The organism is Kineococcus auxinigenes (genome assembly GCF_050871525.1).
In the GTDB taxonomy this organism is placed as follows: domain Bacteria; phylum Actinomycetota; class Actinomycetes; order Actinomycetales; family Kineococcaceae; genus Kineococcus.
In genome coordinates this window covers 37,320-62,692 of sequence record NZ_JBKBCT010000001.1, presented here as the reverse complement: position 1 = coordinate 62,692, position 25,373 = coordinate 37,320, and the positions used below count along the sequence as shown (strand labels likewise).

At 76.1% G+C, this 25,373-nt stretch carries 21 protein-coding genes; 14 read left to right on the top strand and 7 right to left on the bottom strand.

Annotated elements, in window-relative coordinates; all coding sequences use genetic code 11:
* Positions 1 to 132: 132 nt before the first annotated feature.
* The 10 genes from ACRYR9_RS00250 to ACRYR9_RS00205 all read left to right on the top strand — a co-directional run bounded on the left by ACRYR9_RS00250 (position 133) and on the right by ACRYR9_RS00205 (position 15,240).
* A complete protein-coding gene (locus ACRYR9_RS00250; protein WP_432493032.1) occupies positions 133 to 2,148 on the top strand; it encodes an aldo/keto reductase in 2,016 nt (671 codons plus the stop codon).
* Between the two features lie 104 nt (positions 2,149 to 2,252).
* Positions 2,253 to 6,332 carry a molybdopterin-dependent oxidoreductase gene (locus ACRYR9_RS00245; protein ID WP_432493030.1) on the top strand — a complete coding sequence of 1,360 codons (4,080 nt, stop codon included), beginning with the start codon at positions 2,253 to 2,255 and terminating at the stop codon, positions 6,330 to 6,332.
* Positions 6,333 to 6,512: 180 nt separating this feature from the next.
* Positions 6,513 to 7,904, top strand: coding sequence for an MFS transporter (locus ACRYR9_RS00240; RefSeq protein ID WP_432493028.1), 1,392 nt, complete (start codon positions 6,513 to 6,515; stop codon positions 7,902 to 7,904).
* A gap of 71 nt (positions 7,905 to 7,975) precedes the next feature.
* Positions 7,976 to 8,323, top strand: a complete 348-nt coding sequence (locus ACRYR9_RS00235) for a molybdopterin oxidoreductase (protein WP_432493026.1) — start codon at positions 7,976 to 7,978, stop codon at positions 8,321 to 8,323.
* 5 nt (positions 8,324 to 8,328) lie between these two features.
* On the top strand, positions 8,329 to 10,926 hold the full coding sequence (nirB, locus tag ACRYR9_RS00230) for a nitrite reductase large subunit NirB (protein ID WP_432493024.1): 2,598 nt from the start codon (positions 8,329 to 8,331) through the stop codon (positions 10,924 to 10,926).
* On the top strand, positions 10,923 to 11,261 hold the full coding sequence (locus tag ACRYR9_RS00225) for a Rieske (2Fe-2S) protein (RefSeq protein WP_432493022.1): 339 nt from the start codon (positions 10,923 to 10,925) through the stop codon (positions 11,259 to 11,261). The genes nirB and ACRYR9_RS00225 overlap by 4 nt, the downstream gene beginning before the upstream one ends.
* Entirely contained in the window at positions 11,258 to 12,598 is a 1,341-nt protein-coding gene (gene cobA, locus ACRYR9_RS00220) for a uroporphyrinogen-III C-methyltransferase (RefSeq protein ID WP_432493020.1), read from the top strand. Before ACRYR9_RS00225 ends, cobA begins: the two co-directional genes overlap by 4 nt.
* Before the next feature lie 5 nt (positions 12,599 to 12,603).
* Positions 12,604 to 13,773 (top strand): uroporphyrinogen-III synthase, encoded by a 1,170-nt coding sequence (locus tag ACRYR9_RS00215; protein WP_432493050.1) that lies wholly within the window; start codon positions 12,604 to 12,606, stop codon positions 13,771 to 13,773.
* Positions 13,770 to 14,516, top strand: coding sequence for a sirohydrochlorin chelatase (locus tag ACRYR9_RS00210; protein ID WP_432493018.1), 747 nt, complete (start codon positions 13,770 to 13,772; stop codon positions 14,514 to 14,516). The genes ACRYR9_RS00215 and ACRYR9_RS00210 overlap by 4 nt, the downstream gene beginning before the upstream one ends.
* Before the next feature lie 52 nt (positions 14,517 to 14,568).
* Entirely contained in the window at positions 14,569 to 15,240 is a 672-nt protein-coding gene (locus ACRYR9_RS00205) for a Pr6Pr family membrane protein (RefSeq protein WP_432493016.1), read from the top strand.
* Positions 15,241 to 15,249: 9 nt separating this feature from the next.
* On the opposite strand, the gene ACRYR9_RS00200 is transcribed toward ACRYR9_RS00205, so the two are convergent.
* The 3 genes from ACRYR9_RS00200 to ACRYR9_RS00190 form a co-directional block, all read right to left on the bottom strand.
* The gene (locus tag ACRYR9_RS00200) at positions 15,250 to 15,825 is read right to left on the bottom strand and encodes a TetR/AcrR family transcriptional regulator (protein ID WP_432493014.1); all 576 of its coding nucleotides are present in this window, start codon (positions 15,823 to 15,825) and stop codon (positions 15,250 to 15,252) included.
* Positions 15,818 to 16,678: an alpha/beta fold hydrolase gene (locus ACRYR9_RS00195; RefSeq protein ID WP_432493012.1), complete on the bottom strand. Its 861-nt coding sequence runs from the start codon at positions 16,676 to 16,678 to the stop codon at positions 15,818 to 15,820. The genes ACRYR9_RS00200 and ACRYR9_RS00195 overlap by 8 nt, the downstream gene beginning before the upstream one ends.
* A gap of 418 nt (positions 16,679 to 17,096) precedes the next feature.
* Entirely contained in the window at positions 17,097 to 18,017 is a 921-nt protein-coding gene (locus ACRYR9_RS00190; protein ID WP_432493010.1) for a 2-hydroxyacid dehydrogenase, read from the bottom strand.
* A 58-nt stretch (positions 18,018 to 18,075) separates the two neighbouring features.
* On the opposite strand from ACRYR9_RS00190, the gene ACRYR9_RS00185 reads away from it, so the two are divergent.
* The gene (locus tag ACRYR9_RS00185) at positions 18,076 to 19,284 is read left to right on the top strand and encodes a PQQ-dependent sugar dehydrogenase (RefSeq protein ID WP_432493008.1); all 1,209 of its coding nucleotides are present in this window, start codon (positions 18,076 to 18,078) and stop codon (positions 19,282 to 19,284) included.
* Positions 19,285 to 19,306: 22 nt separating this feature from the next.
* Here the strand turns inward: ACRYR9_RS00185 and ACRYR9_RS00180 are convergent, their stop codons facing one another.
* The gene (locus ACRYR9_RS00180) at positions 19,307 to 19,774 is read right to left on the bottom strand and encodes a hypothetical protein (RefSeq protein WP_432493006.1); all 468 of its coding nucleotides are present in this window, start codon (positions 19,772 to 19,774) and stop codon (positions 19,307 to 19,309) included.
* A 78-nt stretch (positions 19,775 to 19,852) separates the two neighbouring features.
* On the opposite strand from ACRYR9_RS00180, the gene ACRYR9_RS00175 reads away from it, so the two are divergent.
* Positions 19,853 to 20,245, top strand: a complete 393-nt coding sequence (locus tag ACRYR9_RS00175; RefSeq protein WP_432493004.1) for a PPOX class F420-dependent oxidoreductase — start codon at positions 19,853 to 19,855, stop codon at positions 20,243 to 20,245.
* Positions 20,246 to 20,251: 6 nt separating this feature from the next.
* The gene (locus ACRYR9_RS00170) at positions 20,252 to 20,857 is read left to right on the top strand and encodes a DedA family protein (RefSeq protein ID WP_432493002.1); all 606 of its coding nucleotides are present in this window, start codon (positions 20,252 to 20,254) and stop codon (positions 20,855 to 20,857) included.
* 61 nt (positions 20,858 to 20,918) lie between these two features.
* On the opposite strand, the gene ACRYR9_RS00165 is transcribed toward ACRYR9_RS00170, so the two are convergent.
* Positions 20,919 to 21,662, bottom strand: coding sequence for an SDR family oxidoreductase (locus tag ACRYR9_RS00165; RefSeq protein ID WP_432493000.1), 744 nt, complete (start codon positions 21,660 to 21,662; stop codon positions 20,919 to 20,921).
* Positions 21,663 to 21,848: 186 nt separating this feature from the next.
* On the opposite strand from ACRYR9_RS00165, the gene ACRYR9_RS00160 reads away from it, so the two are divergent.
* Entirely contained in the window at positions 21,849 to 23,297 is a 1,449-nt protein-coding gene (locus ACRYR9_RS00160; RefSeq protein WP_432492998.1) for a sensor histidine kinase, read from the top strand.
* Here the strand turns inward: ACRYR9_RS00160 and ACRYR9_RS00155 are convergent.
* Both ACRYR9_RS00155 and ACRYR9_RS00150 read right to left on the bottom strand, forming a co-directional pair.
* Positions 23,270 to 23,947: a response regulator transcription factor gene (locus tag ACRYR9_RS00155; RefSeq protein ID WP_432492996.1), complete on the bottom strand. Its 678-nt coding sequence runs from the start codon at positions 23,945 to 23,947 to the stop codon at positions 23,270 to 23,272. The two genes, ACRYR9_RS00160 and ACRYR9_RS00155, sit on opposite strands and share 28 nt — an antisense overlap.
* 85 nt (positions 23,948 to 24,032) lie before the next feature.
* Positions 24,033 to 25,232 carry an acyltransferase family protein gene (locus ACRYR9_RS00150; protein ID WP_432492994.1) on the bottom strand — a complete coding sequence of 400 codons (1,200 nt, stop codon included), beginning with the start codon at positions 25,230 to 25,232 and terminating at the stop codon, positions 24,033 to 24,035.
* Positions 25,233 to 25,373: the final 141 nt, after the last annotated feature.

Here is a 25,373-nt window from a genome sequence, read left to right as displayed (position 1 = left end):
CGGAGCCGGCCCGGGCGCGGGCGCGGGGCCCCGGCGGGCGGGGGCGTTGACCGGCCGTGCGCCGCCTCCCTAGGCTCCCGGGGCCGCCGTGACCGATCACGGTGCTCCCCCACGACCGCGAAGGAGCGTCCCGTGACGCCCCCTGCTGCCCCCCTGCGCTGGGCCGTGCTCGGCCCCGGCTCCATCGCCCGCCGCTTCGCCTCCCAGCTGCCCTCCTCCGGGGCCGGCGAGATCGTCGCCGTCGGCAGCTCCGGCGCCGAGCGGGCGCGCGCGTTCGCCGACGAGGTCGCCCCCGGCGCGCGCACCGGCACCCACGCCGAGGTCCTGGCCGACCCGGGCGTCGACGCCGTCTACGTCGCCACCGTGCACACCGTCCACGCCCCCCTGGCGATCGCCGCGCTGCGCGCCGGCAAGCACGTGCTGTGCGAGAAGCCGCTGGCGCCCAACCACGGCAGCGCCATGGCCGTCGTGGACGCCGCCCGCACCAGCGGACGGGTGCTGCTGGAGGCGTACATGTACGCCTTCCACCCCCAGCAGCGCGCCCTGCTGGATCTGGTGCGCTCCGGCGCCGTGGGGCGGGTGCTGCACGTCGACGCGAGCTTCTCCTTCGCCGCGGGCTCCCCCACCGGCCGCCTGTTCGACGCGGACCTGGCCGGCGGCGGGATCCTCGACGTGGGCGGCTACCCCGTGACGATGGCCCGCGCCGTGGCGGCCGCCGCCCTGGGGCGACCGGCGGTGCTCACCTCGCTGCGCGGGTCGGGCACGGTCGGCCCCACCGGGGTGGACGAGTGGGCCGTGGCCGCGCTGGAGTTCGACGGCGGCGTCACCGCCACGGTGCGCACCGGCGTGCGCCTGGCCGAGCCGCCGGCGGTGGCGGTGCACGGCTCGGCCGGCTCGATCCACCTGGCCGACCCGTGGGCGATCGGCGCCGGCACGGGCATCGTGCTGCGCCGGGCCGGCGAGCCCGAGCAGGTCATCACGTTCGGCCCCGAGACCGAGGGGCACCTGCCCTACGCCGCCGAGGCGGCGGCGCTGGCGCGGCTGGCCGAGGCGGCCGGGCGCGGCGAGGACGTCTCGGCCGGTGCGGTGGAGCACTCCCTGGACGACTCCCTGGCCACGTCCGCGGTGCTCGACCGCTGGCGCGCGGCGGTCGGGGTGCGCTACCCCTTCGAGCGCGACACCGCCGCGATCCCCCCCGTCTCCGGCCTGCCGCTGCGGGTCGCCTCCCCGAACCCGATGCGCTACGGCAACGTCGAAGGGCTCGACAAGCCCCTGTCCCGCGTCGTCATGGGCGTGGACAACCAGCCCGACCTCGCGCACGCGTCCGCGCTGTTCGACGCGTTCTGGGAGGCCGGCGGCACGACGTTCGACACGTCCTGGTGGTACGGGCAGGGCCGCTACGAGAAGCTGCTGGGGCAGTGGCTGACCAACCGCGGGCTGCACTCCGAGGCGGTCGTCGTCGCCAAGGGCGGGCACACCCCCGAGTGCACCCCGCAGGGCATGACGTGGCAGCTGCTGGAGTCGCTGGAGAACCAGCAGCGCGAGCGCGCCGAGCTGTACCTGCTGCACCGCGACAACCTGGACGTGCCGGTGGGCGAGTTCGTCGACGTGCTCAACGAGCACGCCGACGCCGGGCGCATCGGCGTGTTCGGCGTCTCCAACTGGACGCTGGAGCGGTTCGACGAGGCGAACGCGTGGGCCGCCGCGAACGGCAAGCGGGGCTTCTCGGTGCTCAGCAACCACTTCGGCCTGGCCGAGGCGCTGGACGTGCCCTGGGCGGGGTGCCAGCACGTCACCGACGCGGCCTCCAAGCGCTGGCTGACCGAGCGGCAGGTGCCGCTGCTGCCGTGGTCCTCGCAGGCGCGCGGGTTCTTCGCCCGCGCCGACCCGGCCGACCGCCGCGACGCCGACCTGGTGCGCTGCTACTACAGCGACGCCAACTTCGAGCGCAAGCGGCGGGCGGAGGAGCTGGCGGCGGAACTGGGCGTGCCGGCGACGGCCGTCGCGCTGGCGTTCGTGCTGGCCCAGCCGTTCCCCACGTTCCCCATCGTGGGCCCGCGCAGCATCGACGAGCTGCGCTCCTCGACGGCGGGGCTGGGCGTGCAGCTGGACGAGGCGCAGGTGGCCCGGCTGGACCTGCGGGACTGACCCGCACCGCGATCTCACCGCTCAGCACCCGCTGTGAGGGCGAGGCAGCCCCGGCGTGACGGCCGGGAAACGCCCCGGAAACACGGATCGGCTCTGCTGGGCCCATGGCGCCCGAGACCTCCACCGACGCCTCCCCGCGGACGGTGCGCACGTCCTGCTCGTACTGCGGCGTGGGCTGCGGGATCGTCCTGCAGGTCCGGACCGACCCGGTCACCGGCCGGCGCACCGCCCAGGGCGTCACCGGTGACCGGCAGCACCCGGCCAACGCGGGACGCCTGTGCACCAAGGGCGCCACGAGCGCGGAGTTCATGCTGGCCGGGGGCCGGCTGGAGCGGGCTGCGGTGCGCCCCGAGCGGGGTGCCCAGCCGGTCGACGCCGCACTGGCGGAGGTGGTCGCGAGCACCGCCGCGCGGCTGCGGGCGATCGTGGAGGAGCACGGCCCCGACGCGGTCGCCCTGTACGTGTCGGGGCAGATGTCGCTGGAGGCGCAGTACCTGGCGACCAAGCTCGCCAAGGGGTACCTGCGCACGCGGCACCTGGAGTCGAACTCCCGCCTGTGCATGGCCAGCGCCGGCGCCGGCTACAAGTCCTCCCTGGGCGCCGACGGCCCGCCCGGTTCCTACGACGACTTCGACCACGCCGACGTCTTCCTCGTCACCGGCGCCAACATGGCCGACTGCCACCCGGTCCTGTTCCTGCGGATGGCGGACCGGCTGAAGGCCGGCGCGAAGCTGATCGTGGTGGACCCGCGCCGCACGGCCACGGCCGAGCGGGCCGACCTGTTCCTGCAGATCCGCCCCGGCACCGACCTGGCCCTGCTCAACGGCCTGCTGCACCTGATCGTCGAGGCCGGTCACGTCGACACCGCGTTCGTCGAGCGGTTCACCGACGGCTGGGACGCCGTCGAGGCGCTGCTCGCGGACTACTCCCCCGCCGCCGTCAGCGCGGTCACCGGGGTGGCCGAGGAGGACCTGCGCACCGCCGCGCGCTGGATCGGCGAGGCCGGGAACTGGATGTCGTGCTGGACGATGGGGCTGAACCAGAGCACCCACGGCACCTGGAACACCAACGCCCTGTGCAACCTGCACCTGGCCACCGGCGCCATCGGGCGCCGCGGCAGCGGGCCGTTCTCCCTGACCGGGCAGCCCAACGCGATGGGCGGGCGGGAGATGGGCTACATGGGCCCCGGCCTGCCCGGGCAGCGCTCGGTCCTGGTGGAGGAGGACCGCACCTTCACCGAGGACGTGTGGGGCCTGCCGCGCGGGACGATCCGCCCGGACACCGGCACCGGAACCGTCGACGTGTTCGAGCGGATGGCCGCCGGCGAGGTGAAGGCGTGCTGGATCGTCTGCACCAACCCCGTCGCCTCGGTCGCCAACCGCCGCACCGTCGTCGAGGGCCTGGAGGCGGCGGAACTGGTCGTCTGCCAGGACGCCTTCGCCGACACCGAGACCACCGCCTACGCCGACGTCCTGCTGCCGGCGGCGCTGTGGGCGGAGTCCACGTACGTCACCGTGAACTCCGAGCGCACCCTGACCCTGCTGCCGCAGGCCGTGGACGCCCCCGGCGACGCGCTGCCCGACTGGCGGCTCATCGCGATGGTCGCCACGGAGCTCGGGCACGGCGAGGCGTTCGCGTTCTCGTCCTCCGAGGAGGTGTTCGAGGAGATCCGCCGGTTCGCCAACCCGAGCACCGGGTACGACCTGCGCGGCATCGACTACGCCAAGCTGCGCGGCGGGCCGGCGCAGTGGCCCAGCCCGCCCGGCGACGAGGGCCGGCGCAACCCGGTGCGCTACCGCGCCGGCGACGGCTTCCGCTTCGCCACGCCGAACGGGCGCGCGCAGTTCCTCGCCCGCCCGCACGTGGACCCCGCGGAGCTGCCCGACGAGGACCACCCGTTCGTGCTGACGACGGGGCGCGTGCAGCACCAGTGGCACACCATGACCAAGACCGGCAAGGTCGCCAGGCTCACGGCGCTGGACCCCGGGCCCTTCGTGGAGGTGCACCCCGACGACGCGCGCACCCTGGGGATCGCCGAGGGCGAGGAAGTGGAGATCGCGTCCCGCCGCGGGCGCGCCGTGCTGCCCGCGCGCGTCAGCGACCGCGTCCAGCCGGGCGGCTGCTTCGCGCCGTTCCACTGGAACGACTCCTACGGCGAGTACCTGGCCGTCAACGCCGTCACGAACGACGCGGTGGACCCGGTCTCGTTCCAGCCGGAGTTCAAGGTCAGCGCGGTGCGCCTGACCCGCGTGGGCCCGCGCCCCGGGGGCCCCGGCACCGGCGGCACCGCGACGGACGAGGGCGCGGCGGACGAGAACGCGCAGCCGCCCGTCCTGGTCGCCGCCGCGTCCGCGCCGCCGGCGCTGGACGAGGTGCAGCGCACCTACCTCGACGGCGTGCTGCAGGGGCGCCGTCAGGAGGGGGTCACGGGCGTGCCGGTGCTGCCGCCGTCCGCGCCCTTCGACACCCGCACCCGCGCCTGGGTGGACGGGCTGCTCGCCGGGATGTTCTCGCGCGCGCCCGAGGAGGACCCCGCGCAGCGCGTGACGGTGCTGTGGGCCTCGCAGACCGGTGGCGCCGCCGAGCGCGCCGAGACCTTCGCCGAGCAGCTGCGCGCGGGCGGGTACGCCGTGGACCTGCGGGCCATGGACACCACCGACCCGGGGGCCGTGGCCGGGGCGGGCACCGTGCTGGTGGTCACGAGCACCTTCGGCGACGGCGACGCCCCGGACAACGGCGCGGCCCTGTGGTCGGCGCTGCGCGCCCCGGACGCGCCCCGCCTGGAGTCGACCCGCTTCGCGGTGCTGGCGATGGGCGATTCCAGCTACGCCGACTTCTGCGGGCACGGGCGCCGGCTGGACGCGCGCCTGGAGGAGCTGGGCGCCACGCGCCTCGCCGAGCGCACGGACTGCGAACCGGGCGAGGAGGACAAGGCCGAGCGGTGGTTCCGCACCGTCGTGGAGCGTCTGGGACCGTCCGCGGCGCCGGCGCACCCCGCCGTGCCGGCCCAGCGGGTGGGCCGCGAGGTGGGCCACGGGGTGGGCACGGGCCCCCGGCGCGCGCACGGCGGCAGCCGCAGCGCGCCGGTACCCGCCCCCCTGGTGCGCAACGAGCTCCTGACCGCCCCCGCCTCCGGCAAGGAGGTGCGCCGCTTCGGCTTCGCCCTGCCCGAGGACGTGACCTACCGGGCCGGCGACGCGCTGGGCGTGTGGGCCGCCAACGACGCGGCGGAGGTGCACGGCTTCCTGCGCGCGAGCGGGCTGGACGCGGACGGCGCGGTGGTCCTGGACGGGGTCGGGGAGACGAGCTGGCGCGAGGCCGCCACCCGGCACCTGGACCTGCGGCGGGCCGGGCCGGACCTGCTGCGCCTGGTCGCCGCGCGCACCCGCGGCGCTGAGCTCGGCGGGCTGCTGGCCCCGGCGCGCTCCGGCGAGCTGCGCGGCTGGCTGCACGGGCGGTCGGTCGCCGACGTGCTGGCCCGCTTCCCCGCCCGCGCCGACGGCGAGGAGTGGGCGGCGGTCCTCAAGCGGCTGCAGCCGCGGCAGTACTCGATCTCATCCTCCTCCCTGGTCGACCCGCGCGAGGTGCAGCTCACGGTCGGCGTCGTGCGCTACGAGGTGGACGGCCGCGCCCGCGGCGGGCTGTGCTCGGCGTTCCTGGCGGACCGGTGCCGCGAGGGCGAGCGGGTGCCGGTGTTCGTGCAGCCCGCGACGTCCTTCCGCCCGCCCGCCGACCCCGACGCCCCGATGGTCATGGTCGGCCCCGGTACCGGGGTGGCGCCGTTCCGCGCGTTCCTGCACGAGCGGCGGGCGCTGGGGCACACCGGTCGCAACTGGCTCTTCTTCGGCGAGCGCCGCTCCACGACGGACTACTACTACCGCGAGGAGCTGGAGGACATGCGCGACGACGGCTTCCTCACCCGCCTGACGCTGGCGTTCTCGCGCGACCAGGACGAGAAGGTGTACGTGCAGGACCGCATGCTCCAGCACGGCGAGCAGCTGTGGGCGTGGCTGCGCGAGGGGGCCTTCCTGTACGTGTGCGGCGACGCGAGCCGGATGGCCAAGGACGTCGACGCCGCCCTGCGGCGGGTCGTGGAGGTCCACGGCCGCGTGGACGAGCAGGAGGCCGCCGACCACGTGAGGGAGCTGGCCGCCGCCGGGCGGTACCTGCGGGACGTGTACTGACCCGCGTTCCTCACAGGGGCGGGCCCGACAGGTGAGGACAACGTGTCGTCGGTGAAACACGGGCGAGCGGGAGCGGTAACACGCCGTCCCTAGCGTCGGGGACACGGCGGTGCACCAGCGGCTCCGCCGGCACCGCTGCCCCACCGGGCCAGGACCCCGCACCCCTGAGGAGTCAGCACGATGGCCGTCACCGAGGAGCACGACGACGCGACCGGCACGATCCCGCGCCCGCGCCCCGGCCGCTGGGTCGACCACTACGACCCCGAGGACCGCAGCCAGTGGGAGTCCACCGGCCGCCCGGCCGCCCGCCGCAACCTGTGGCTGTCGATCTTCGCGGAGTTCCTCGGCTTCTCGGTGTGGCAGCTGTGGACGATCGTGACGCCCTCGCTGAACGCGGCGGGTTTCGCGCTCAGCGCGAACCAGCAGTTCTGGCTCATCGCGATCCCGAACCTCGTGGGAGCCACGCTGCGCTTCCCCTACACGTTCGCGGTGCCCCGCTTCGGCGGGCGCAACTGGACCGTCGTGTCGGCGCTGCTGCTGATCGTGCCGTGCGTCGGCCTGGCGGTCGTGGTGCAGAACCCGGACACGCCGTTCTGGCTCATGGTGCTCGTGGCCGCGACCGCCGGCGTCGGCGGCGGCAACTTCGCCAGCAGCATGGCCAACATCTCCTTCTTCTTCCCCGAGCGGGAGAAGGGCGCGGCCCTGGGCCTGAACGCGGCCGGCGGCAACCTGGGCGTGGCGGTGGTGCAGCTGATCGTCCCGGTGGTCGTCATCGTCGGCGGCGGCCTCGCGCTGGAGCGCGCCGGGCTGATGATCGTCCCGCTCGCGGTGCTCGCCGCGGTCCTGGCCTGGCGGTACATGGACAACCTGTCCACCGCCAGGGCCGACTTCAGCGGTTACGCGGCGGCCCTGCGCAACAAGCACACCTGGGTCGTCTCCTTCCTCTACATCGGCACCTTCGGCTCCTTCATCGGCTACGCCGGGGTGTTCCCCACGCTCATCAGGAACCAGTTCCCCGAGGTGTCCTTCGACTGGGGCTTCATCGGCCTGCCGGCGGTGCCGCTGACGCTGGCCTTCATCGGCGCCCTCGTCGGCTCGCTGGCCCGCCCCTACGGCGGCCGGCTCTCGGACCGGCTCTCCGGCGCCAGCGTGAGCATCGGCGCCTACGCGGTCATGTCCCTCGGTGCGATCGGCGTCATCGCGGCCCTGGGCATCGGCAGCTTCACGCTGTTCTTCGGCTCGTTCCTCGTGCTGTTCGTCGCCAGCGGCATGGGCAACGGCTCGATCTACCGCATGATCCCGGCGATCTTCCGCTCCGGGATCGCCCCCGGGGACACCGCGGCGCTGACGCTGGCCAAGCGGGAGGCCGCGGCGTGCATCGGCATCGCCGCCGGCATCGGCGCCTACGGCGGTTTCATCATCCCCCGCGTCTTCGCCACCTCCATCACGGCCACGGGCTCCCTGGCTCCGGCCCTGGTCGGCTTCATCGGTTTCTACGCCCTCTGCGCCGCCGTCACCGCCGCCGTCTACGTCCGAGGCCGCGCCACCCGGTTCGCCGGCACGGCCATCTGATCCCCGTCCCACCCGATCGACACCTGACCGAGCGTCCCGACCACCACGCACCGGACCTCGAGGAGGACCCCGTGAGCTCGACCCCCCGCTTCCTGCAAGGCGCCTACCGGTTCACCGGCACCGGGCTGGAGAAGCCCACCGTCATCGAGGGCCTGGAGTCGTACACCGTCCCCGACGGTTCCCGCGCCCAGGCCGTGTACTTCCGCGGCGGCAACTCGACCCCGGAGATGGTGTCCGTCGTCCTCCTGCGCGACGGGGTCCCGATGCGCTGGTTCCCCATCGCGGCGGCCGGGTCCACGCACGTGCCGCTGCGCATCGTGGAGGACCTGGAGGCGCCCGCGACGATCGAGCTGCGCGTCGCCGCCCCCGAGGGGCTGAGCGGCACCGTCGTCGTCGACCTCGGCCTGGTGGAGGTGTGAGCGCCGTGACCACGACCACCAGCACCCGCACCGCCGAGCTGCCGCACCAGCGCAGCCGCAAGCGCCGGCTCGTCGTCGTCGGCAACGGCATGGCCGGCGCCCGCGCCGTGGAGGAGGTCCTCGAACGCGGCGGCGCCCAGCAGTTCGACGTCACCGTCTTCGGCGCCGAGCCCTACGGCAACTACAACCGCATCATGCTCTCGCACGTGCTGGCCGGGCAGGAGGACGAGGACGGCATCGTCCTGAACTCCCTGCCCTGGTACACCGAGAACGGCATCGACCTGCGCGCCGGTGTCGCCGTCGAACGCGTCGACACCTTCGCCAAGGTGGTCCACGACGCCACCGGCGCCACCACGCCGTACGACGTGCTGGTCCTGGCGACGGGTGCGACGCCGTTCTTCCCCTCCATGGACGGGTTGCGCCGCGAGGACGGTTCCCTGCTGGACGGGGTGTTCGCGTTCCGCACCCTGGACGACACCCGGGCCCTGCTGGCCGCGGCCCGCACGCACCGCCGCGCCGTCGTCATCGGCGGCGGCCTGCTCGGCCTGGAAGCCGCCCACGGCCTGGCCACCCACGGCGTGCAGGTCGACCTGGTGCACTCCCCGAAGCACCTGATGAACCAGCAGCTCGGCCCCGAGGCCGGGCGGGTGCTGCGCCGCTCCATCGAGGCGCTGGGCATCCGCGTGCACACCGGGGTCCGCACGAAGGGCGTGCACGGCACCGACCGGGTCACCGGCGTGGAACTACCCGACGGCGAAGTGCTCGACGCCGACCTCGTGGTCGTCGCGGCGGGCATCCGCCCGAACACGGAGGTCGCGCTGCGCTCGGGCCTGGAGGTCGAGCGCGGCGTCGTCGTGGACGACCGGATGCGCTGCGAGGGCGAGGCCGGCGAGGTGTACGCCATCGGCGAGTGCGTGCAGCACCGCGGCGAGACGTACGGCCTGGTGGCGCCGCTGTGGGAGCAGGCCGGCGTCCTGGCCGACCACCTCACCGGTGCCGACCCGGACGCGGAGTACCACGGCTCGCGCACCGCCACGAAGCTGAAGGTCGCCGGGGTCGACGTGGTGCAGATGGGCCTGCCCGGCCCGGAGGGCGACGACGACGAGTTCGTCGTCTTCTCCGAACCGCACCGCGGCGTCTACCTCAACGTCGTGATCCGCGAGAACCGCCTGGTGGGGGCGACCCTGCTGGGCGACGTGCGCAAGACCGCGTTCCTGCAGCAGGCGTTCGACCAGGGGCTTCCGCTGCCGGAGGAGCGGATGTCGCTGCTGTTCGACCTGGGCACCCCCGGCGAGGAGGTCGGTGTCGCCGAGCTCGACGACCACGCGCAGGTCTGCAACTGCAACGGCGTCACCAAGGGCGCCATCGTGCAGGCGGTGGAGGGCGGGGCGACCTCGCTGAACGCCGTCATGGGCGCCACCAGGGCCGCCAAGGGCTGCGGTTCCTGCAAGTCCGTGGTCGAGCAGATCACCCAGTGGGCCGCCGGCGGCGCCCTCACCGTCGACGAGTCGGCGAACTGGTACGTGCCCGGCATCCCGATGGCCAAGCCGGAACTCATGGCGGCGATCCGGGCCAAGGGCCTGAAGTCCGTCTCGGCGGTCTTCCGGGAACTGGCCCCCGGCGGCGCCGAGGACGCCAAGTCCAAGATGGGCCTGACCTCGCTGCTGCGGATGATGTGGCCCGAGGGCATCGAGGAGGAGCGCGACGGGCGGTTCATCAACGACCGCGTCCACGCCAACATCCAGCGCGACGGCACCTTCTCGGTGGTCCCGCAGATGAAGGGCGGCGTCACCACCCCGGAGCAGCTGGAGAAGATCGCGGCGGTGGCCCGCAAGTACGACGTCGGCCTGGTGAAGGTCACCGGCGGGCAGCGCATCGACCTGCTGGGGCTGAAGAAGGAGGACCTGCCGCAGGTCTGGAAGGACCTGGGCATGCCGTCGGGGTACGCGTACGGCAAGAGCGTGCGCACCGTGAAGACGTGCGTGGGCACCGACTACTGCCGCTTCGGCCTGGGTGACTCCACCCAGCTCGGCATCGACATGGAGACGCGGTTCCAGGGCATCGAGACCCCCGCCAAGCTGAAGCTGGGCGTGGTGGGCTGCCCGCGCAACTGCGCCGAGGCGTACGTCAAGGACATCGGTGTGGTGGCGATCGGGGCCGGCAAGTGGGAGGTGCACGTCGGCGGCGCCGCGGGCGCCTCGGTGCGCAAGGCGGACCTGCTGGCCACCGTGGACTCGCCCCAGGAGGTGCTCACCCTCACGGGCCGGTTCATCCAGTTCTACCGCGAGTGGGGCAACTGGCTGGAGCGCACCTACGAGTTCGTGCCACGGTTGGGCATCGAGCGCGTGCGGGCCGTCCTCGTCGAGGACAGCGACGGCGTGGCGGAGGGGCTGGACGAGCGCATGCAGGCCACGGTGGACAACTACCGCGACCCCTGGCAGGAGGGCGAGCAGCCCGTCACCCCCGGCCAGTTCCGCCCGTCCCTGCCGCTGGTCGCGCTGCCGCTGGTGCCGAACCGGCCGGCCGGCGCCCCCGGCGGCCTGCTGCCCGAGGTGCACGCCAACGCCGAGGCCGCCCCCTCGACCGCGGAGGTCCCCCGATGAGCGTCCCCACCCGTCCCGCCGACCCCACCCGGACCCGGCACGACCTGTGCTCGCTTCAGGACATCCCGCCCGGCGAGGGCCGCGCCTTCGCCGTCGGCGGGGAGCAGATCGCCGTGTTCCGCCGGCGCAGCGGCAAGGTCACCGCCGTGCAGGCCGCCTGCCCGCACGCCGGCGGCCCGCTGGCCGACGGGCAGATCGACGAGCGCGTCGTCGTGTGCCCGCTGCACCTGAACACCTTCGACCTGGACACCGGGGAGTCCACGAGCGGGCAGCCCCCGCTCGCCGTGCACCCCTGCTCGGTGGGCCCCGACGGCCGCGTCTCGGTGGAGCTGTGAGCACCGGGCACGACCCGGCGGTGCACGACCCGGCGGTGCACGACCCGGCGGTGCACTACCCGCTGCACCTGGACCTGACCGGCCGCCGGGTGCTGGTCGCCGGCGGCGGCCCCGTCGCCGCCCGGCGCACCGCGGACCTGCTGGGAGCCGGCGCGGACGTCCACCTCGTCGCCCCGGCGGTGTGCGAGGACCTGCGCGACCTGCTGCCGCGGCTGACGTGGCACCAGCGCGAGGCCGTCGCCGAGGACGTCGAGGGCGCGTGGCTCGTGCACACCGCCACCGGGGACCCCGGCACCGACGCGGCCCTCGCGGCGGCGGCCGAGCAGCGGCGCACCTGGTGCGTGCGCGCCGACGACGCGGCGGCCTCGGCGGCCTGGACGCCCGCGGTGGTGCGCCGCGAGGTCGACGGCGGCACCGTGACGCTCTCCGTCTCAGCCGGGCGCGACCCGCGCCGCGCGCGGGCCCTGAAGGAGGCGCTGGGCCGCTGGCTGGACGGTGGTGCCGCGCCGCTGCGGCGCGGGGCGGGAGGGCCCGGGCGGGTCACCCTCGTCGGCGGCGGCCCCGGCGAGGTGGACCTGCTCACCCTGCGCGGACGGCGGCGCCTGGCCGAGGCCGACCTCGTGGTGGTGGACCGCCTCGCACCCACCGGCGTCCTGGCCGAGCTCGGCGAGGACGTCGAGGTCGTCGACGTCGGCAAGACCCCCGACCACCACCCCGTGCCGCAGGAGGAGATCAACCGCCTGCTCGTCGAGGCCGCCCGCACCGGGCGGAACGTCGTGCGCCTCAAGGGCGGCGACGGCTACGTGCTCGGCCGCGGCGGCGAGGAGGTCCTCGCCTGCCGCGCGGCGGGCGTCGAGGTGGAGGTCGTGCCCGGGGTGACCAGCGCGTTCTCGGTGCCGGCCGCCGCGGGGATCCCCGTCACCCACCGCGGCCTGGCCCGCTCCGTCACCGTCCTCACCGGCCACGACGTGCCCGGCCCCGCGGCCCTGACGGCGCTGGCCGCCCTGGAGGGCACCCTCGTGGTCCTGATGGGCGTGACGACCCTGGCGGCCCTGGCGGAGGGCCTCATCGCGCACGGCAAGGACCCCTCCACCCCGGTGGCCGTGGTGGAGCGGGGCTGGACCACGCACCAGCGCACCACCACCGCCCCGCTGCGCGAGATCGCGCGGGTGGCCACCGAGCGCGGCGTGCGCTCGCCCGCCGTGGTCGTGGTGGGCGCGGTCGCCGACCTCGCCGCCACGATCGGGCAGGTCGCCTCGGCGCGCCCCTCGCGGACCGCCGGCACCGGTGGGCTCGTGGCGCCCGCCAGCGCCGTCGCCTACTGTCCGGGAGGGTGAACGACATGCCGGCCGCGGCCCCCGCGCTCCCGACCCCGCCGGCTCCGCGGGCACCCGAACCCGCCGCCGCGGGGACCCCGCTGCTCGGCGTGACCGTCGGGATCACCAGCGACCGACGCTCCGACGACATGATCGCCAGCCTCACCCGCAAGGGCGCCCGCGTGGTGCACGCCCCCACCATGCGCATCGTCCCGCTCACCGAAGACGAGCAGCTGCTGGCCGGCACGCGCGACGTCATCGCCGACCCGCCCGACGACGTCCTGGTGACGACCGGCATCGGCTTGCGCGGCTGGGTGGAGGCCGCCGACGCCGCCGGGCTGGCCGACGACCTGCTGACGACCCTCGGACGCGCCCGGCTGCTGGCTCGCGGCCCCAAGGCGACCGGCGTCATCCGCGCCAACGGGCTGCGCGAGGCGTGGTCGGCGGCCTCGGAGCAGACCGCCGAAGCGGTGCAGCACATGGTCGACGAGGGGGTCGCGGGCCGCTCGGTCGTGGTGCAGCTGCACGGCGCGGCCGACGAGCGCCAGCTGGCGCCGCTGGTCGCCGCCGGAGCCCGCGTGCGCGGGATCGCGGTGTACCGCTGGCTGCCGCCGGAGGACCCCGACGCCGTGCAGCGACTGGTGGACCTCACCGCCGCCGGCCGGGTGGACGCGGTGGTCTTCACCAGCGCCCCCGGTGCCGTCGCGCTGCTGGAGGCCGCGGGCGCCGCGGGCCGCCGCGAGGAGGTGCTGCGCGCATTCGCCGGCGGGACCGTCGCCTGCGCCGTGGGCGACGTCACCGCCGAGCCGTTGCGGGCGGCGGGCGTCGACCCGCTCGTGCCGGACCGCTGGCGGCTGGGCGCGCTGCTGCGCACCCTCACCGAGCACCTGGCGGGCAACCCGCTGGAGCGGGTCGCCACCGCGCGCGGGGAACTGGTGCTGCGGGCGCAGGCGGCCGTCCTGGACGGGCAGGTGCTGGACCTGGCGCCCGGTCCGCTGGCGGTGCTGCGCCGGCTGGCGCGCGCCCGCGGCGCCGTCGTGACCCGCGAGGAGCTGCTGGGCGTGCTGCCGGGCGCGAACGACGCGCACGCCGTGGAGGTCACCGTCGCCCGGCTGCGCAGCGGCCTGCCGGCGCCCGACCTCGTGCGCACCCTCGTCAAGCGCGGTTACCGCCTGGACGTCCTGGAGGACGCGTGAACCCCGCAGAGCACGACACCGACGACCGTTCCGCCGACCGGCCCGTCCTGGTCGCCTGCTCGCACGGCACGCGCTCGGAGCAGGGACGTCGCACCGTGGACGCGCTGCGCGCCGCCGTGGCGGCCGCCCGCCCGGACCTCGACGTGCGCGCCGCGCACGTCGACGTCCACGGGCCCGAACTGCCCGAGGTGGTCGGCGAGCTGAGCGCCGCCGGCCGGCGCAGCGTCGTGGTGCCGCTGCTGCTGTCCAGCGGCTACCACGTGCGGGTGGACATCGCCGAGGCCGTCGCCGCGAGCGGCGGGCTCTCCGTGGCGGGCGCGGCCCTGGGCCCGGGCGAGGAGGTCACCGACGTGGTGCTGCAGCGCCTGGGCGAGGCGCTGGGCGAGGACCCCGCCGGTTTCGACGGTGCGGTGGTGCTGGCCGCCGCCGGGTCCTCCGACGCGGTCGCCCAGGGCGACGTGCGCGCCGCCGCCGGCCTGCTGGGGGCCCGCCTGCGCGCACCGGTGACGACGGGGTTCCTCTCGGCGCAGGAACCGGCCGTCGCCGACGCGGTGGCCGCCGCGCGCCGCGCGGGGGCGCGGCGGGTCGCGGTGGCCAGCTACCTGCTGGCGCCGGGGGTGTTCTCGCGGCGGCTGGCCGCCGCGGGCGCCGACGCGGTGGCCGAGCCGATGGGCCCGCACCCGCTGCTGGTCGACCTCGTGCTGCGCCGCTACGAGGCCGCCGCGCTGGCCGCGACCCGGTGAGGCGCGCGGGGCCGGTGAGCGCCGACCCCGCGCCCCGGGTGACGATCGGCCGGTGAGCACCGAGCCCCCCACCCGCACCGCGTCGCGCCTCTGGCACGCCGCCCTCGCCGCCCTCGTGGGCAGCGCCCTCGTGCTGCAGGTCGTCCTGCTCGTGCGGGCCGGCACCGACGTGAACCCCGGCGGCGCCCAGGCCGGCGTCGGCACCGGCACCGCCCTGGTGCGGCTGTTCAGCTACTTCACCATCCAGAGCAACGTCCTGGTGCTGGCCGCCGCGCTCTCCCTGGCGCTGCGGCCGGACCGCGACGGCCCCGCGTGGCGGGTGCTGCGGCTGGACTCGCTGCTGGGCATCGCGATCACCGGGGTGGTGTACGTGACGGTCCTGGGCCCGGGCCTGCAGCACGACGGGATCGACTGGTGGCTCAACGCCGCCGTGCACTACGCCTCGCCGGTGGCGACCGTGCTGGGCTGGCTGCTGTTCGGCCCCCGGCCCCGGCTGGACCGGCGCACCCTCGTCCTGGCGTTCGCGTGGCCGCTGGCGTGGGTGGCGTGGACGTTCGCGCACGGCGCCGCGACGGGCTGGTACCCGTACCCGTTCCTCGACGCGGGCGTGATCGGGGTGCCGGCGGCGCTGGCGGGCACGGGCGTGGTGCTCGTCGCGGGGATCGTGCTGGCGGCGGTGCTGCGGGTGCTCGACCCCCGGCTCCCGCGCTCGCCCGGGCGCTGAGGCGCCGGATCAGGGGGCGAGGGAACGCAGTCCCGCGGCGAGGACGTCGAGCAGGGTGTCGAGGCTGCGGCCGACGTCGTCGGGGAGCTGGAAACCTCCCTGGGACTCCAGGACGACGAAGCCGTGGACGGCTGAGCGCACGGCGCGGACGGCGTCGACCGAACGCTCCCCGGGCAGGCCGAAACCGCGCAGGACGGCCGAGAAGAGGGCCACGAGCGCGGCGGCCGCCTCCGCCAGCTCGGGGGTGGTGCCGGCAGCGGCGTCGAACTGGGCCGCCGCGTACAGGCCGGGCCGGTCCCGGGCGAACCCGCGCACGGCACCGGCCAGGACGCGCAGCGCGTCCTCGCCGGAACGGCCGACGGTCGCGGCGGTGCACGCGCCGGTCAGCTCGCGCACCGCCACGAGGGCGACCTCGGCACGGAGTTCGGCGAGGGAGGCGACGTGCTTGTAGAGGCTGGGAGTGGACACCCCGGCGCGGGCGGCGACGGCGGACAACGAGAGCTCAGACGGCCCGCTCCAGGAACCCTCGACGAGTTCGACGGCCAGGGCGACGACCGCGCTCCTGGACAGCCCGGCCCTAGGCACCGGCGACGGTCCCGGCGGTGCCGGCTGTACCGGCGGTGCCGCTGCGCACCCGCTGCAGGAACCGCACGACCCGGGGGGTGACGACGTCCGGGCGCTGGGCGTGCGGGTAGTGCCCGGCCTCGGTCACCAGGAGCGTCTCGGCGGGCAGCCGGGAAGCCATCCAGGACAGCTCGGCGGCCGGGTCCGGGTAGTCGGGGTCGAGGGCGCCCACGACGAGGAGGGTCGGCGCGCTGACCCGGGGCAGGTGCGGCGGCACGACCGAGTGGTCGAGGGAGACCGCGAGGCGGCGCAGCGACGCCAGGCGCGCGGGGTCGGACAGGGAGGAGCACAGCTCGCGCAGGTGCTCGCCGAGCCAGGGGGCGCGGCGCCCGCGGTTCAGCCGCGCGTAGACCGCCGTCCAGGTGCGAGCGCCCCACGGGCGGGCCAGCAGCACCCGGTACGCCAGGCGCAGGAACGGCTCGGCCCGGCGCGGGGCGGTGGGCCGCAGGAAGGGGCAGATCAGCACCAGGCCGGTGACGAGGTCGGGCCGGCGCGCGGCGACGAGCACGGCGGCGGAGGCGCTCATGGAGTTCCCGACCAGGACGGCGGGTTCGCCGGCGTCCTCGAGCAGCGCGATCAGGTCGTCGGCGGTCGCCTCGTCGCCGTGCTCGCGGAACGTGGTGTCCGAGGCGCCGTGGCCGCGCAGGTCGGCCAGGACGAGGCGGAACCCGGCGTCCACCACCTCACCGGCGAGGTCGCGGTAGACGCTCGTGACGTCCCCCATGCCGGGGACGGCGACGACGAGGGGGCCGGCGCCGGTGCTCGTGGTGGCGATGCGGCCGCCGGGGCGGTCCAGGAACTCCGTGGGGGTCATGTCGACGAAGTTAATGCCATTAGCTCTTTAGTTCAAGGGGGTATCCGCACTCGTCGGCGCCGGGGTCCTCGCCCGGGTGGCGGACTGCTCCCTCTGGCGGGCTCTCCGCCCGCGCCCCCTTCCGCGGGAACCTCACCCGCCCCCGTCGGGCGCGGGCTCCGGACGCCCGCCGCCGGGACCAGTCCGCCACCCTTCAGCCCCACCTCGGGAGACGGCACCGCACACGGCTCCTCCCCGTTCCCCGTCCCTCACCCCTGCGCGAGGTAAAGGACGAGGGTCGGTGGCGGGTGCGGAGGCCGGCGTCCGGAGCCCGCCCCTCGGGTCGAGGTGACGCGGTGCACCCGGTCGCGGGCGGAGAGCCGGCCGCAGCACCCGCCACCGGCGCACCCCCGCGACCACGGAACCGCACGGCGCAGGGTCAGCGCACGACGTTCAGCCACCCCTCCCCCGCGAGCCGCCGCCGCACCTGCTCGCGCAGCAGCCGCACCATGCGCGGCCGGAACGCCGTGCTGTTCCCGCCGACGTGGGGGGTGACGAGGACGCCGGGGGTGCGCCACAGCTCGTGCTCCGGCGGCAGCGGTTCGGGGTCGGTGACGTCCAGCGCGGCGCTCAGGCGGCCGGTGCGGACCTCGGCGAGCAGGGCGGCGGTGTCCACCACGGGGCCGCGGGCCACGTTCACCAGCATCGCGCCGTCGGGCATCGCGGACAGGAAACCGGCGTCCACCAGGCCCCGGGTGTCCTGCGTGAGCGGGCAGGCCAGCACCACGACGTCGTGCTCGGGCAGCAGGGCGGGCAGGTCCGCGACGGCGCGCACCGCCACCCCGTCCTGCGTGCGGGCGCGGGAGGCGACCGCGGTGACCTGCACCTCGAACGGCGCCAGGCGTGCGGCGACGGCGCGCCCGACGCCGCCGAACCCGACGAGCAGGACCCGCCGGTCCGCGAGCGCGGTGCGCCGCGAAGGCGCCCAGCGGGCGTGCGCCATGGCGCGGGCGTCGTCGTCGATCCCCCGCAGCCGGGCGATCACGAGCCCCACCGCCAGTTCCGCGGTGGACGCCTCGTGCACCCCCGCGGCGTTGCACAGCACGACGTGCCCGGGCAGCTGCTGCGGCACCCCGTCGAAACCGATCGTCATGAGCTGCACCGCCTCCACCGCGGCGCAACCGGCGACGCCGGTCAGGTCCGGGGTCGCCACGTACGGGGGGACGACGAGGGCGGGCGCCGGGGCGGGCGGGGCGCCGGCGCCGTCCCAGACGACGAGTTCCACGCCCTCCAGCGGGCCGACGGCGCGAACCCAGGACGGCGAGGGGAGGCTGACGACGAGGGGCTCGGGAGCGCTCACCCGCGCACGCTACCCACCAGCCGGTGCGCGCCGGTGGAGCGCGGGTGACGATGGGGTCATGCGCCCGACGACGCACCGCCCCGTCCGTCCGCGGGCCGCCGGGGCCCTGGTGGCCCTGCTGCTGGCAGCGGGGTGCACGTCCGGGCCGTCCACCGGTGGCGAGGCCACCGGTGGCGCCACCGCCACCCCGACCGGCACCAGCACCACGGCCACCACCCCCGCGGGCACGGCGGTCCCGTCCACGACCACCGCCCCGGACGACGCGACAGCCGCAGCCGTGGGGTTCCCCGGCGACCCCGTGGACGTGACCACGGGGCTGGACGTGCCGTGGGGGCTGGCCGTGCTGCCCGACGGCACGGCGCTGGTGACGCTGCGGGACCAGGCCCGCGTGGTGCGCACCGGACCGGGGGTCCTGGCGCAGGTGGCCGCCACCGGCGAGGGCGGCGCGGTCGACGGCGTGGTGCCCAGCGGCGAGGGCGGCCTGCTGGGCGTCGCCCTGTCCCCGGGGTTCGCCGAGGACAGGCAGGTGTTCCTGTACTTCACCGCCCGCGACGACAACCGCGTCGTGCGGTACACCTACGCGGACGACAGGCTCACCGACCCGCGCCCCGTCCTCACCGGGGTCCCCAAGAGCTCCACCCACAACGGCGGGCGGATCGCCTTCGGCCCCGACGGCATGCTGTACGTGGCCACCGGGGACGCGCAGGACCGCGCCGCGGCCCAGGACCCCCGTGCCCTGGGCGGGAAGGTCCTGCGCATCACCGCGGACGGGCAGGTGCCGCCGGACAACCCGTTCGCCGGCTCCCCGACGTGGTCGTACGGGCACCGCAACCCGCAGGGCCTGGGCTGGGACTCCGCCGGCCGGCTCATCGCCGCGGAGTTCGGCCAGGACGCCTACGACGAGCTGAACGTCATCCGCCCCGGCGGGAACTACGGCTGGCCGGTGGTGGAGGGTCCCGGGGACGGCGGTGGGCGGTTCGTCGCCCCCGTGCAGACGTGGCCCACCGCGGAGGCCTCCCCCAGCGGGATCGCCGTCACCCCGGACGCCGTGTACGTGGCCGGGTTGCGCGGTGAGCGGCTGTGGCGGGTGCCGCTGACCCCGGACGGGCCGACGGGGACGCCGCAGGCGCACCTGCAGGGGGCGCTGGGGCGGTTGCGCAGCGTCGAGGTGGGCCCGGACGGCTCGCTGTGGGTCCTGACGTCGAACACGTTCCGGGGGGAGCCGCGCGCCGGCGACGACCGGCTCGTCAGCATCCCGCTGCGCTGACGCGGGCGGGCCGCGCAGGGCGTCAGCCGGGCAGGTGCACGTACAGGTCGTGGGGGCCGGGCCGCCCGTCGGCGCGGTACCCGACGTCCAGCTTGACGCCCCCGGGGGTGCGCCCCTGCGCCCGCACGGCGTCGAGCAGGACGCCGAACCCCTCCCCGATCGCCTCGACCGGTCCCTCGTGGCGGTGGTGCGCGTACTCGCCCTCGGGGGCCACGGCCACCACCCAGCTGCCCGGCACCCGCGGCGGCCGGGGCAGCGCCACGCCCACGACCTCGTGGTAGGCGCCGTCGCCGAGGTAGCAGCTGAGCTCGGCGAACGCGCCGTCCACCGGCTGCGGGAGCTCGTCGCGGCGGGCGAACACCCGCTGCCAGGCGGCCGGCACCAGCGCGCCGAGCTCGGCGAAGGGACCCACCACGGGGAACCCCACGACCACGGTCTGCTCGCGCCGCACGACCCGCACGTCCGTCCCCGTCCCCGCCGCGGTGATCACCGCAGCGACGTTACCGGCGGGTGGGGTGCGGCACCAGGCCGTAGCGTCGTGGTGAACCCGACGACCCGAGGAGGAACCGTGGGCCTGGATCCCGAGCTGCTCGAGCTGCTGCGCGCGCCGAGCAGCTGCTACCTGGCGACGACGATGCCGGACGGCTCGCCGCAGCTGACCCAGACCTGGGTGGACACCGACGGCGAGCACGTCGTCGTCAACACCGTGCGGGGTTTCCAGAAGCTGCGCAACGTCGAGCGCGACCCCCGGGTCGCCCTGGCGGTGTCCGACCCGGCGAACCCGTCGCGCTACGCCGAGGTGCGCGGGCACGTGGTGGCCGCCACGACCGAGGGCGGTGCCGAGCACATCGAGGCGCTGTCGCGGAAGTACACCGGCGGCCCGTACCCCTGGTACGGCGGGCGGGACCAGGTGCGCGTGGTCCTGAGCATCGCCGTCGACAAGGTCCGCGTCGTGGGCTGAGCGGGGGTGTTCGAGCGCGTCGGTGGACTGGTCGCGGAGCACGCCGCGGCGTGGTGGGTTCCGCTGGTGGTGCTGGCCCTGTCGGCGCTGGACGGCTTCGTGCCCCCGCTGCCCAGCGAGTCCGTCGTCATCGCGCTGTCGGCGGTCTCCGCCGACACCGGCGCCCCGGACCCGCTGCTGCTGGGCGCGTGCGCGCTGGTCGGCGCGTTCTGCGGCGACAACCTCACCTACGCGCTGGGCCGGCACTCGCCCCTGCGGCGCTGGGTCTCGCGGCACCGGCGCCTGGAGCGCGCCTTCGCCCGCGCCGAGCGGGAACTGGACCGGCGCGGCGCGTTCGCGGTCCTCGCCGCCCGCTACGTGCCGGTGGGGCGGATCGCGGTGAACCTGACCGCCGGTGCCGCCCGCTTCCCGCGGCGGCGGTTCGTGGGCCTGTCGGCGCTGGCCGCGCTGACGTGGGCGGCGTACTCGGTGCTCATCGGCACCCTGGCCGGGCAGTGGGTGGAGTCCACCCCCGTGGCCGGGGCGCTCGTGGGCATCGCCGTCGCCCTGGTGCTGGGGTTCGCCGTGGACGCGGTGCTGCAGAAGGTGCTGCGCCCGCACCCCCGGGCCTGAGCCCGGGGGGGTGCGGGAGCCACCGGCCGCGGTCCACCAGCAGGGGTTCACCGGTCGGGGTTCACCAGGACGACTCGCCCGGGGGCAGCACCGCCAGCTCGGGGACGACGCTGTCCGGCCAGGTCGCGAACACCGTCATCAGCGCCCGCGCCACCGTGGCGGGCTGCTGCAGCTTCGTCAGGTCCGCGTCGGGGAAGCGGTCGGTGACGAAGGGGGTGGCCATCCCGCCGGGGATCAGGCCGCTGACCCCCACGCCGATGGACCCGTGGCGCTGCTTGCAGTCGCGCTGCGCCTCCTTGAACAGCGCGGCGGTGTAGGCGCGCAGGCCGTGCTTGCTGGCCGCGTACGCCGACGCCTCCGTCCACACCCGCCGCGCGGCGGTGGACAGGGTGTTGACCACGTAGCCGTGGTTGCGCTCCAGCATCGCCGGGTACGTGTTGGCCACCAGGTACATCGGACCCAGCAGGTTCGTGGCGACGACGCGCTGGGCCTGCTCGGCGCTCTGGTGCTCGATGGGCGTGCACACGTCGAAACCGGCGTTGTTCACCAGCACGTCGACGGGCCCGTCCTGGGCGCGCACCGAGGCGACCGCGGCCTGCACGGCCACCGGGTCCCCCACGTCCAGCACCAGCGGCGCGGCGGCCCCGCCGTCCTGCGCGATCTCGGCCACCGTGCGGTCGGCGGCCTCCTGCCGCACGTCGCTGACCCAGACCTTCGCGCCGGCCGCGGCCAGCTCCTTCGCGATCGCGGCACCGAGCCCGCTGCCCGCACCGGTGACCAGCGCCACCTCACCCCTCAGCTCCATGCCCCGAACCTAGGGGGACGCCCCCGGACGGGCGAACGGGGCCGTCCGCGACGCCCCGGTGCCGGCTCGCGGTGGTTAGCCTGCCCGTGCGCCGACCCCCCGGAGGAACCCGTGGCACCCGCCGAACCCCCGCGCCGGCGCCCCCGCGCGCGAGCGCTCCGCTGGTGGGCCGCGGCGGGCATGCGGGTGCGGTCCACCGTGGCGGCCGTGCTGGTGCTGGCGCTGATCGCCGCCGCCGCCGGCACCGGCGGCCTGCTGGTGCTGCGCCGTTCCCTGCTGGAGACGGTCGCCACCTCCGCGCTGGTGCAGGCCAGGCTGGTGCGGGTCGCGGTGACTCCGGGCGTGCTCGACGGCGGCGACCCGGCCGCCCGCGCCCGGGTGGACGCCCTGGTCGGCGCCGACGAGGCCCGCGGCACGCACGTGCAGGTGGTCGCCGACGGGGCCGTCGTCACGGCCAGCCACGCCCTGGACGGGCTGCCGCCGCTGTCCGCGCGGGTGCCGGCGGTCGCGGACGCCGAGGTGGAGGTGCGCACGCTGCCCGCGCTGGGCGAGGAACCCTGGCTGGTGGCCGTGCTCGGCGCCAGCGCGGGCGGCCGGCGGTACACCGTCGTGGTCGCCGAGAGCACCGTCGGCGCGCGGACCACCCTGCGCACCGCCGCCGCGCTGCTCGCCGCCGGCGGTGCGCTGCTGCTCGTGGCCGCCGGGGTCGGCACCCGGGTGTTCGTGGGGCGCTCGCTGCGCCCGGTGGAGGCGATCCGCCGCACGGTCGACGGCATCACCTCCACGGACCTGCAGGACCGGGTCCCCGTGCCCGCCGGGGACGACGAGGTCTCCCGCCTGGCGCGGACGATGAACGCGATGCTCGAACGGCTGGCGGCCGCGCAGCGGGCCCAGCGGCGCTTCGTCGCCGACGCCAGCCACGAGCTGCGCAGCCCCGTCGCGACGCTGCGCGCGGCCGCCGAGGTGCAGCGCCGGCACCCCGGGAGCACACCCCCGGAACGGTTCGCCGACCTGGTGGGCGGTGAGGCCGTGCGGCTGGAGCACCTGGTGAGCGACCTGCTGCTGCTGGCCCGCGCCGACGAGGGGGCGGTGCGCACCGCCCGCGCCGAGGTGGACCTGGACGCCCTGCTGGAGTCCGAGGGCGCGCGGCTGCGGGCCAGCACGGCGCTGGAGGTGGCGGTGCGCACCGCGCCGGCGCGCGTCCTGGGCGACCCGGCGCAGCTGACGCGGGTGGTGCGCAACCTCACCGACAACGCCGCCCGGCACGCGCGCGGCCGGGTGGTGCTGGCGGTGGCCACCGACGGGCCCGAGGCGGTGGCGACGGTGAGCGACGACGGCCCCGGCGTGCCGGAGGCCGAGCGGGAGCGGGTGTTCGACCGGTTCGTGCGCTTGCAGGGCAGCCGGGACCGGAGCTCGGGGGGCACCGGCCTGGGACTGGCGATCGTGGCCGGGGCGGTGGCCGCGCACGGCGGGTCGGTGCGGTGCACGGCCCCGGCACGGGGGTCCGGCGCGGTGTTCGAGGTCCGGCTGCCGCTGGCGCCCGGGCACGCCGGCGACGACACCGACGACGACACCGGCCAGGCCGAGGGCCCCGGGCCCGGCGGCGGTCAGCCGCCGTCCGCGGCGAGGCGGTAGCCGGCGCCGCGCACCGTCTGGATGGAGGCGCGCTCGAAGGGCAGGTCGACCTTGCGGCGCAGGTAGCGCACGTACACCTCCACCACGTTCGGGTCGGTGCAGGCGTGCGGGTCCCACACGGCGTCCAGGATGCGGGCCTTGCTGACGACCTCGTCGCGGTGGCGCAGGAGGTGGTGCAGCAGGTCGAACTCGCGAGCGGTCAGCTCGATCGGCGTCGCACCCCGGTGCACCCGGCGGGTGGTGGGGTCCAGGCGCAGGTCGCCGGCCCGGAGCTCCACCGGCCGCTCGGGGGCGCCGCGGCGCACCAGCGCGTGCAGGTGCGCGACCAGGACGGGGAAGGAGAACGGTTTGGTGAGGAAGTCGTCGGCGCCCAGGTCGAGGGCGTCGACCTCGTCGTACTCGCCGTCCTTGGCGGTCAGGACGAGCACGGGCGTCCACACGCCGGCGGCGCGCAGGTCGCGGCACACCTCGTAGCCGTTGCGCAGCGGCAGCATGAGGTCCAGCACGACGACGTCGTAGGTGAACTCCCCCGCCCGCCACAGCCCCTCGCGCCCGTCGTGGGCGACGTCCACGCTGAACCCCTCGGCGGACAGGCCCCGGCGCAGGGTCTCGGCGAGGGCCACCTCGTCCTCGACCACCAGCACCTTCACGACGCCCTCCCCGTGCCCACGGGGGCAGGGTAGGCGGGCGGGGCGCGGCGCGGGGGCCGGCGGCACCCGGACGGCCGCAGGGGCGTCAGGCCAGCGCGAGACCGGCGGTGAGGGTGAGCGCGGTGGTCACGACGCCCAGGACGAGCCCGCGGCGGGCGGAGGCGGCCACCAGCGGGGAGAACCGCAGGGGACCCTCCACGAACCGGGCCGTGAGCAGTGCCGGCACCACGGCCGCCAGTTCCACGGCCAGCACCGCCCACCACGAGGTGACGCCCAGCACGTCGACGGCGAGCACCGCGGCGGGCACGTGCCACAGGTACCAGACGTACGACAGGCGCCCGCAGGCGCGAAGCGGTGCCGACGACAGGACCCGTCCCACCGAGCCGCGCCCCGAACCGCCGGTCCCGGCGGCGATGAGGGCGACCGTGGCCAGCGTGGGCACCAGGGCGATGCCCCCCGGGTACGGCAGGCGGTTGGCGACGACGGCGCTGAGCGCCAGCACCACGGCTCCGGCCCAGCCCGCGGAGCGCAGCAGCACGGCACCGCGCCCACCGGCGCACCGGGCCCCGATCCACGGGACGGCCAGGGCCAGCAGCCCGCCGGCGCCGAACTGCCACGCCCGCGTCACGGTGCTCAGGTAGCCGAACAACCCCGCGCGCGCGGTGAGCACGACGCACGCCGCGAAGGAGGCGGCGCTCAGCACCGCCAGGGCGACGGTGAGGTCGCGCCGCAGCCGGCCGGCGCGGGCGCGACGGGCGACCACCAGCACCAGCAGCGGCCACACCAGGTAGAACTGCTCCTCCACCGCCAGCGTCCAGTAGTGCTTCAGCGGGCTGTGGGCGACCTCCTCGCCGAGCGCGTCGTGCCCGAACGAGAGCAGCCACCAGTTCGCCACCTGCAGGCTCGCCGCGACGGCGTCCCGGGCGATCGCCGAGACCCGCTCGGCGGGCAGCAGGAGCGCCGCGCCCAGCAGGGTGGCCAGCACCACGGCGGCCGCGCTGGGCAGGATGCGGCGGACCCGGCGGGCGTAGAAGTCGCGCAGCGAGACGCGGCCGGTCCGTTCCGCCTCGCGCACCAGCAGACCGGTGATGAGGAAGCCCGAGATGACGAAGAACACGTCGACCCCGATGTTGCCGGCGCGGACCACGGGGGCGCCGGCCTGGAACAGCAGGACCATGCCGAGGGCCACCGCCCGCAGCCCCTCCACGTCGGGGCGGAAACCCCTGCCGCTCCCGTGCGCCTGCGCGTCCCGGTGCCGCTCACGCCCGATGCCGGCGACCGTCACGCCGCCCTCCCTCCGCTCGTCCTGCCCGCTGCCCGCGCGGGCTGCCGACGCGCAGGCTGGCACGGGGACGCTGAGAGGACGCTGAAGACGGCGGGTCCGGGGGCGGTGCGCGGGCCAGTACGTGGTCGGTACGAGGTCGGT

Coding starts and splice junctions, on each gene's coding strand:
- ACRYR9_RS00245 (WP_432493030.1), top strand. CDS start 2,253: ATGGCGCCCGAGACCTCCACCGACGCCTCCCCGCGGACGGTGCGCACG.
- ACRYR9_RS00240 (WP_432493028.1), top strand. CDS start 6,513: ATGGCCGTCACCGAGGAGCACGACGACGCGACCGGCACGATCCCGCGC.
- ACRYR9_RS00225 (WP_432493022.1), top strand. CDS start 10,923: ATGAGCGTCCCCACCCGTCCCGCCGACCCCACCCGGACCCGGCACGAC.
- ACRYR9_RS00215 (WP_432493050.1), top strand. CDS start 12,604: ATGCCGGCCGCGGCCCCCGCGCTCCCGACCCCGCCGGCTCCGCGGGCA.
- ACRYR9_RS00195 (WP_432493012.1), bottom strand. CDS start 16,678: ATGACCCCCACGGAGTTCCTGGACCGCCCCGGCGGCCGCATCGCCACC.
- ACRYR9_RS00185 (WP_432493008.1), top strand. CDS start 18,076: ATGCGCCCGACGACGCACCGCCCCGTCCGTCCGCGGGCCGCCGGGGCC.
- ACRYR9_RS00165 (WP_432493000.1), bottom strand. CDS start 21,662: ATGGAGCTGAGGGGTGAGGTGGCGCTGGTCACCGGTGCGGGCAGCGGG.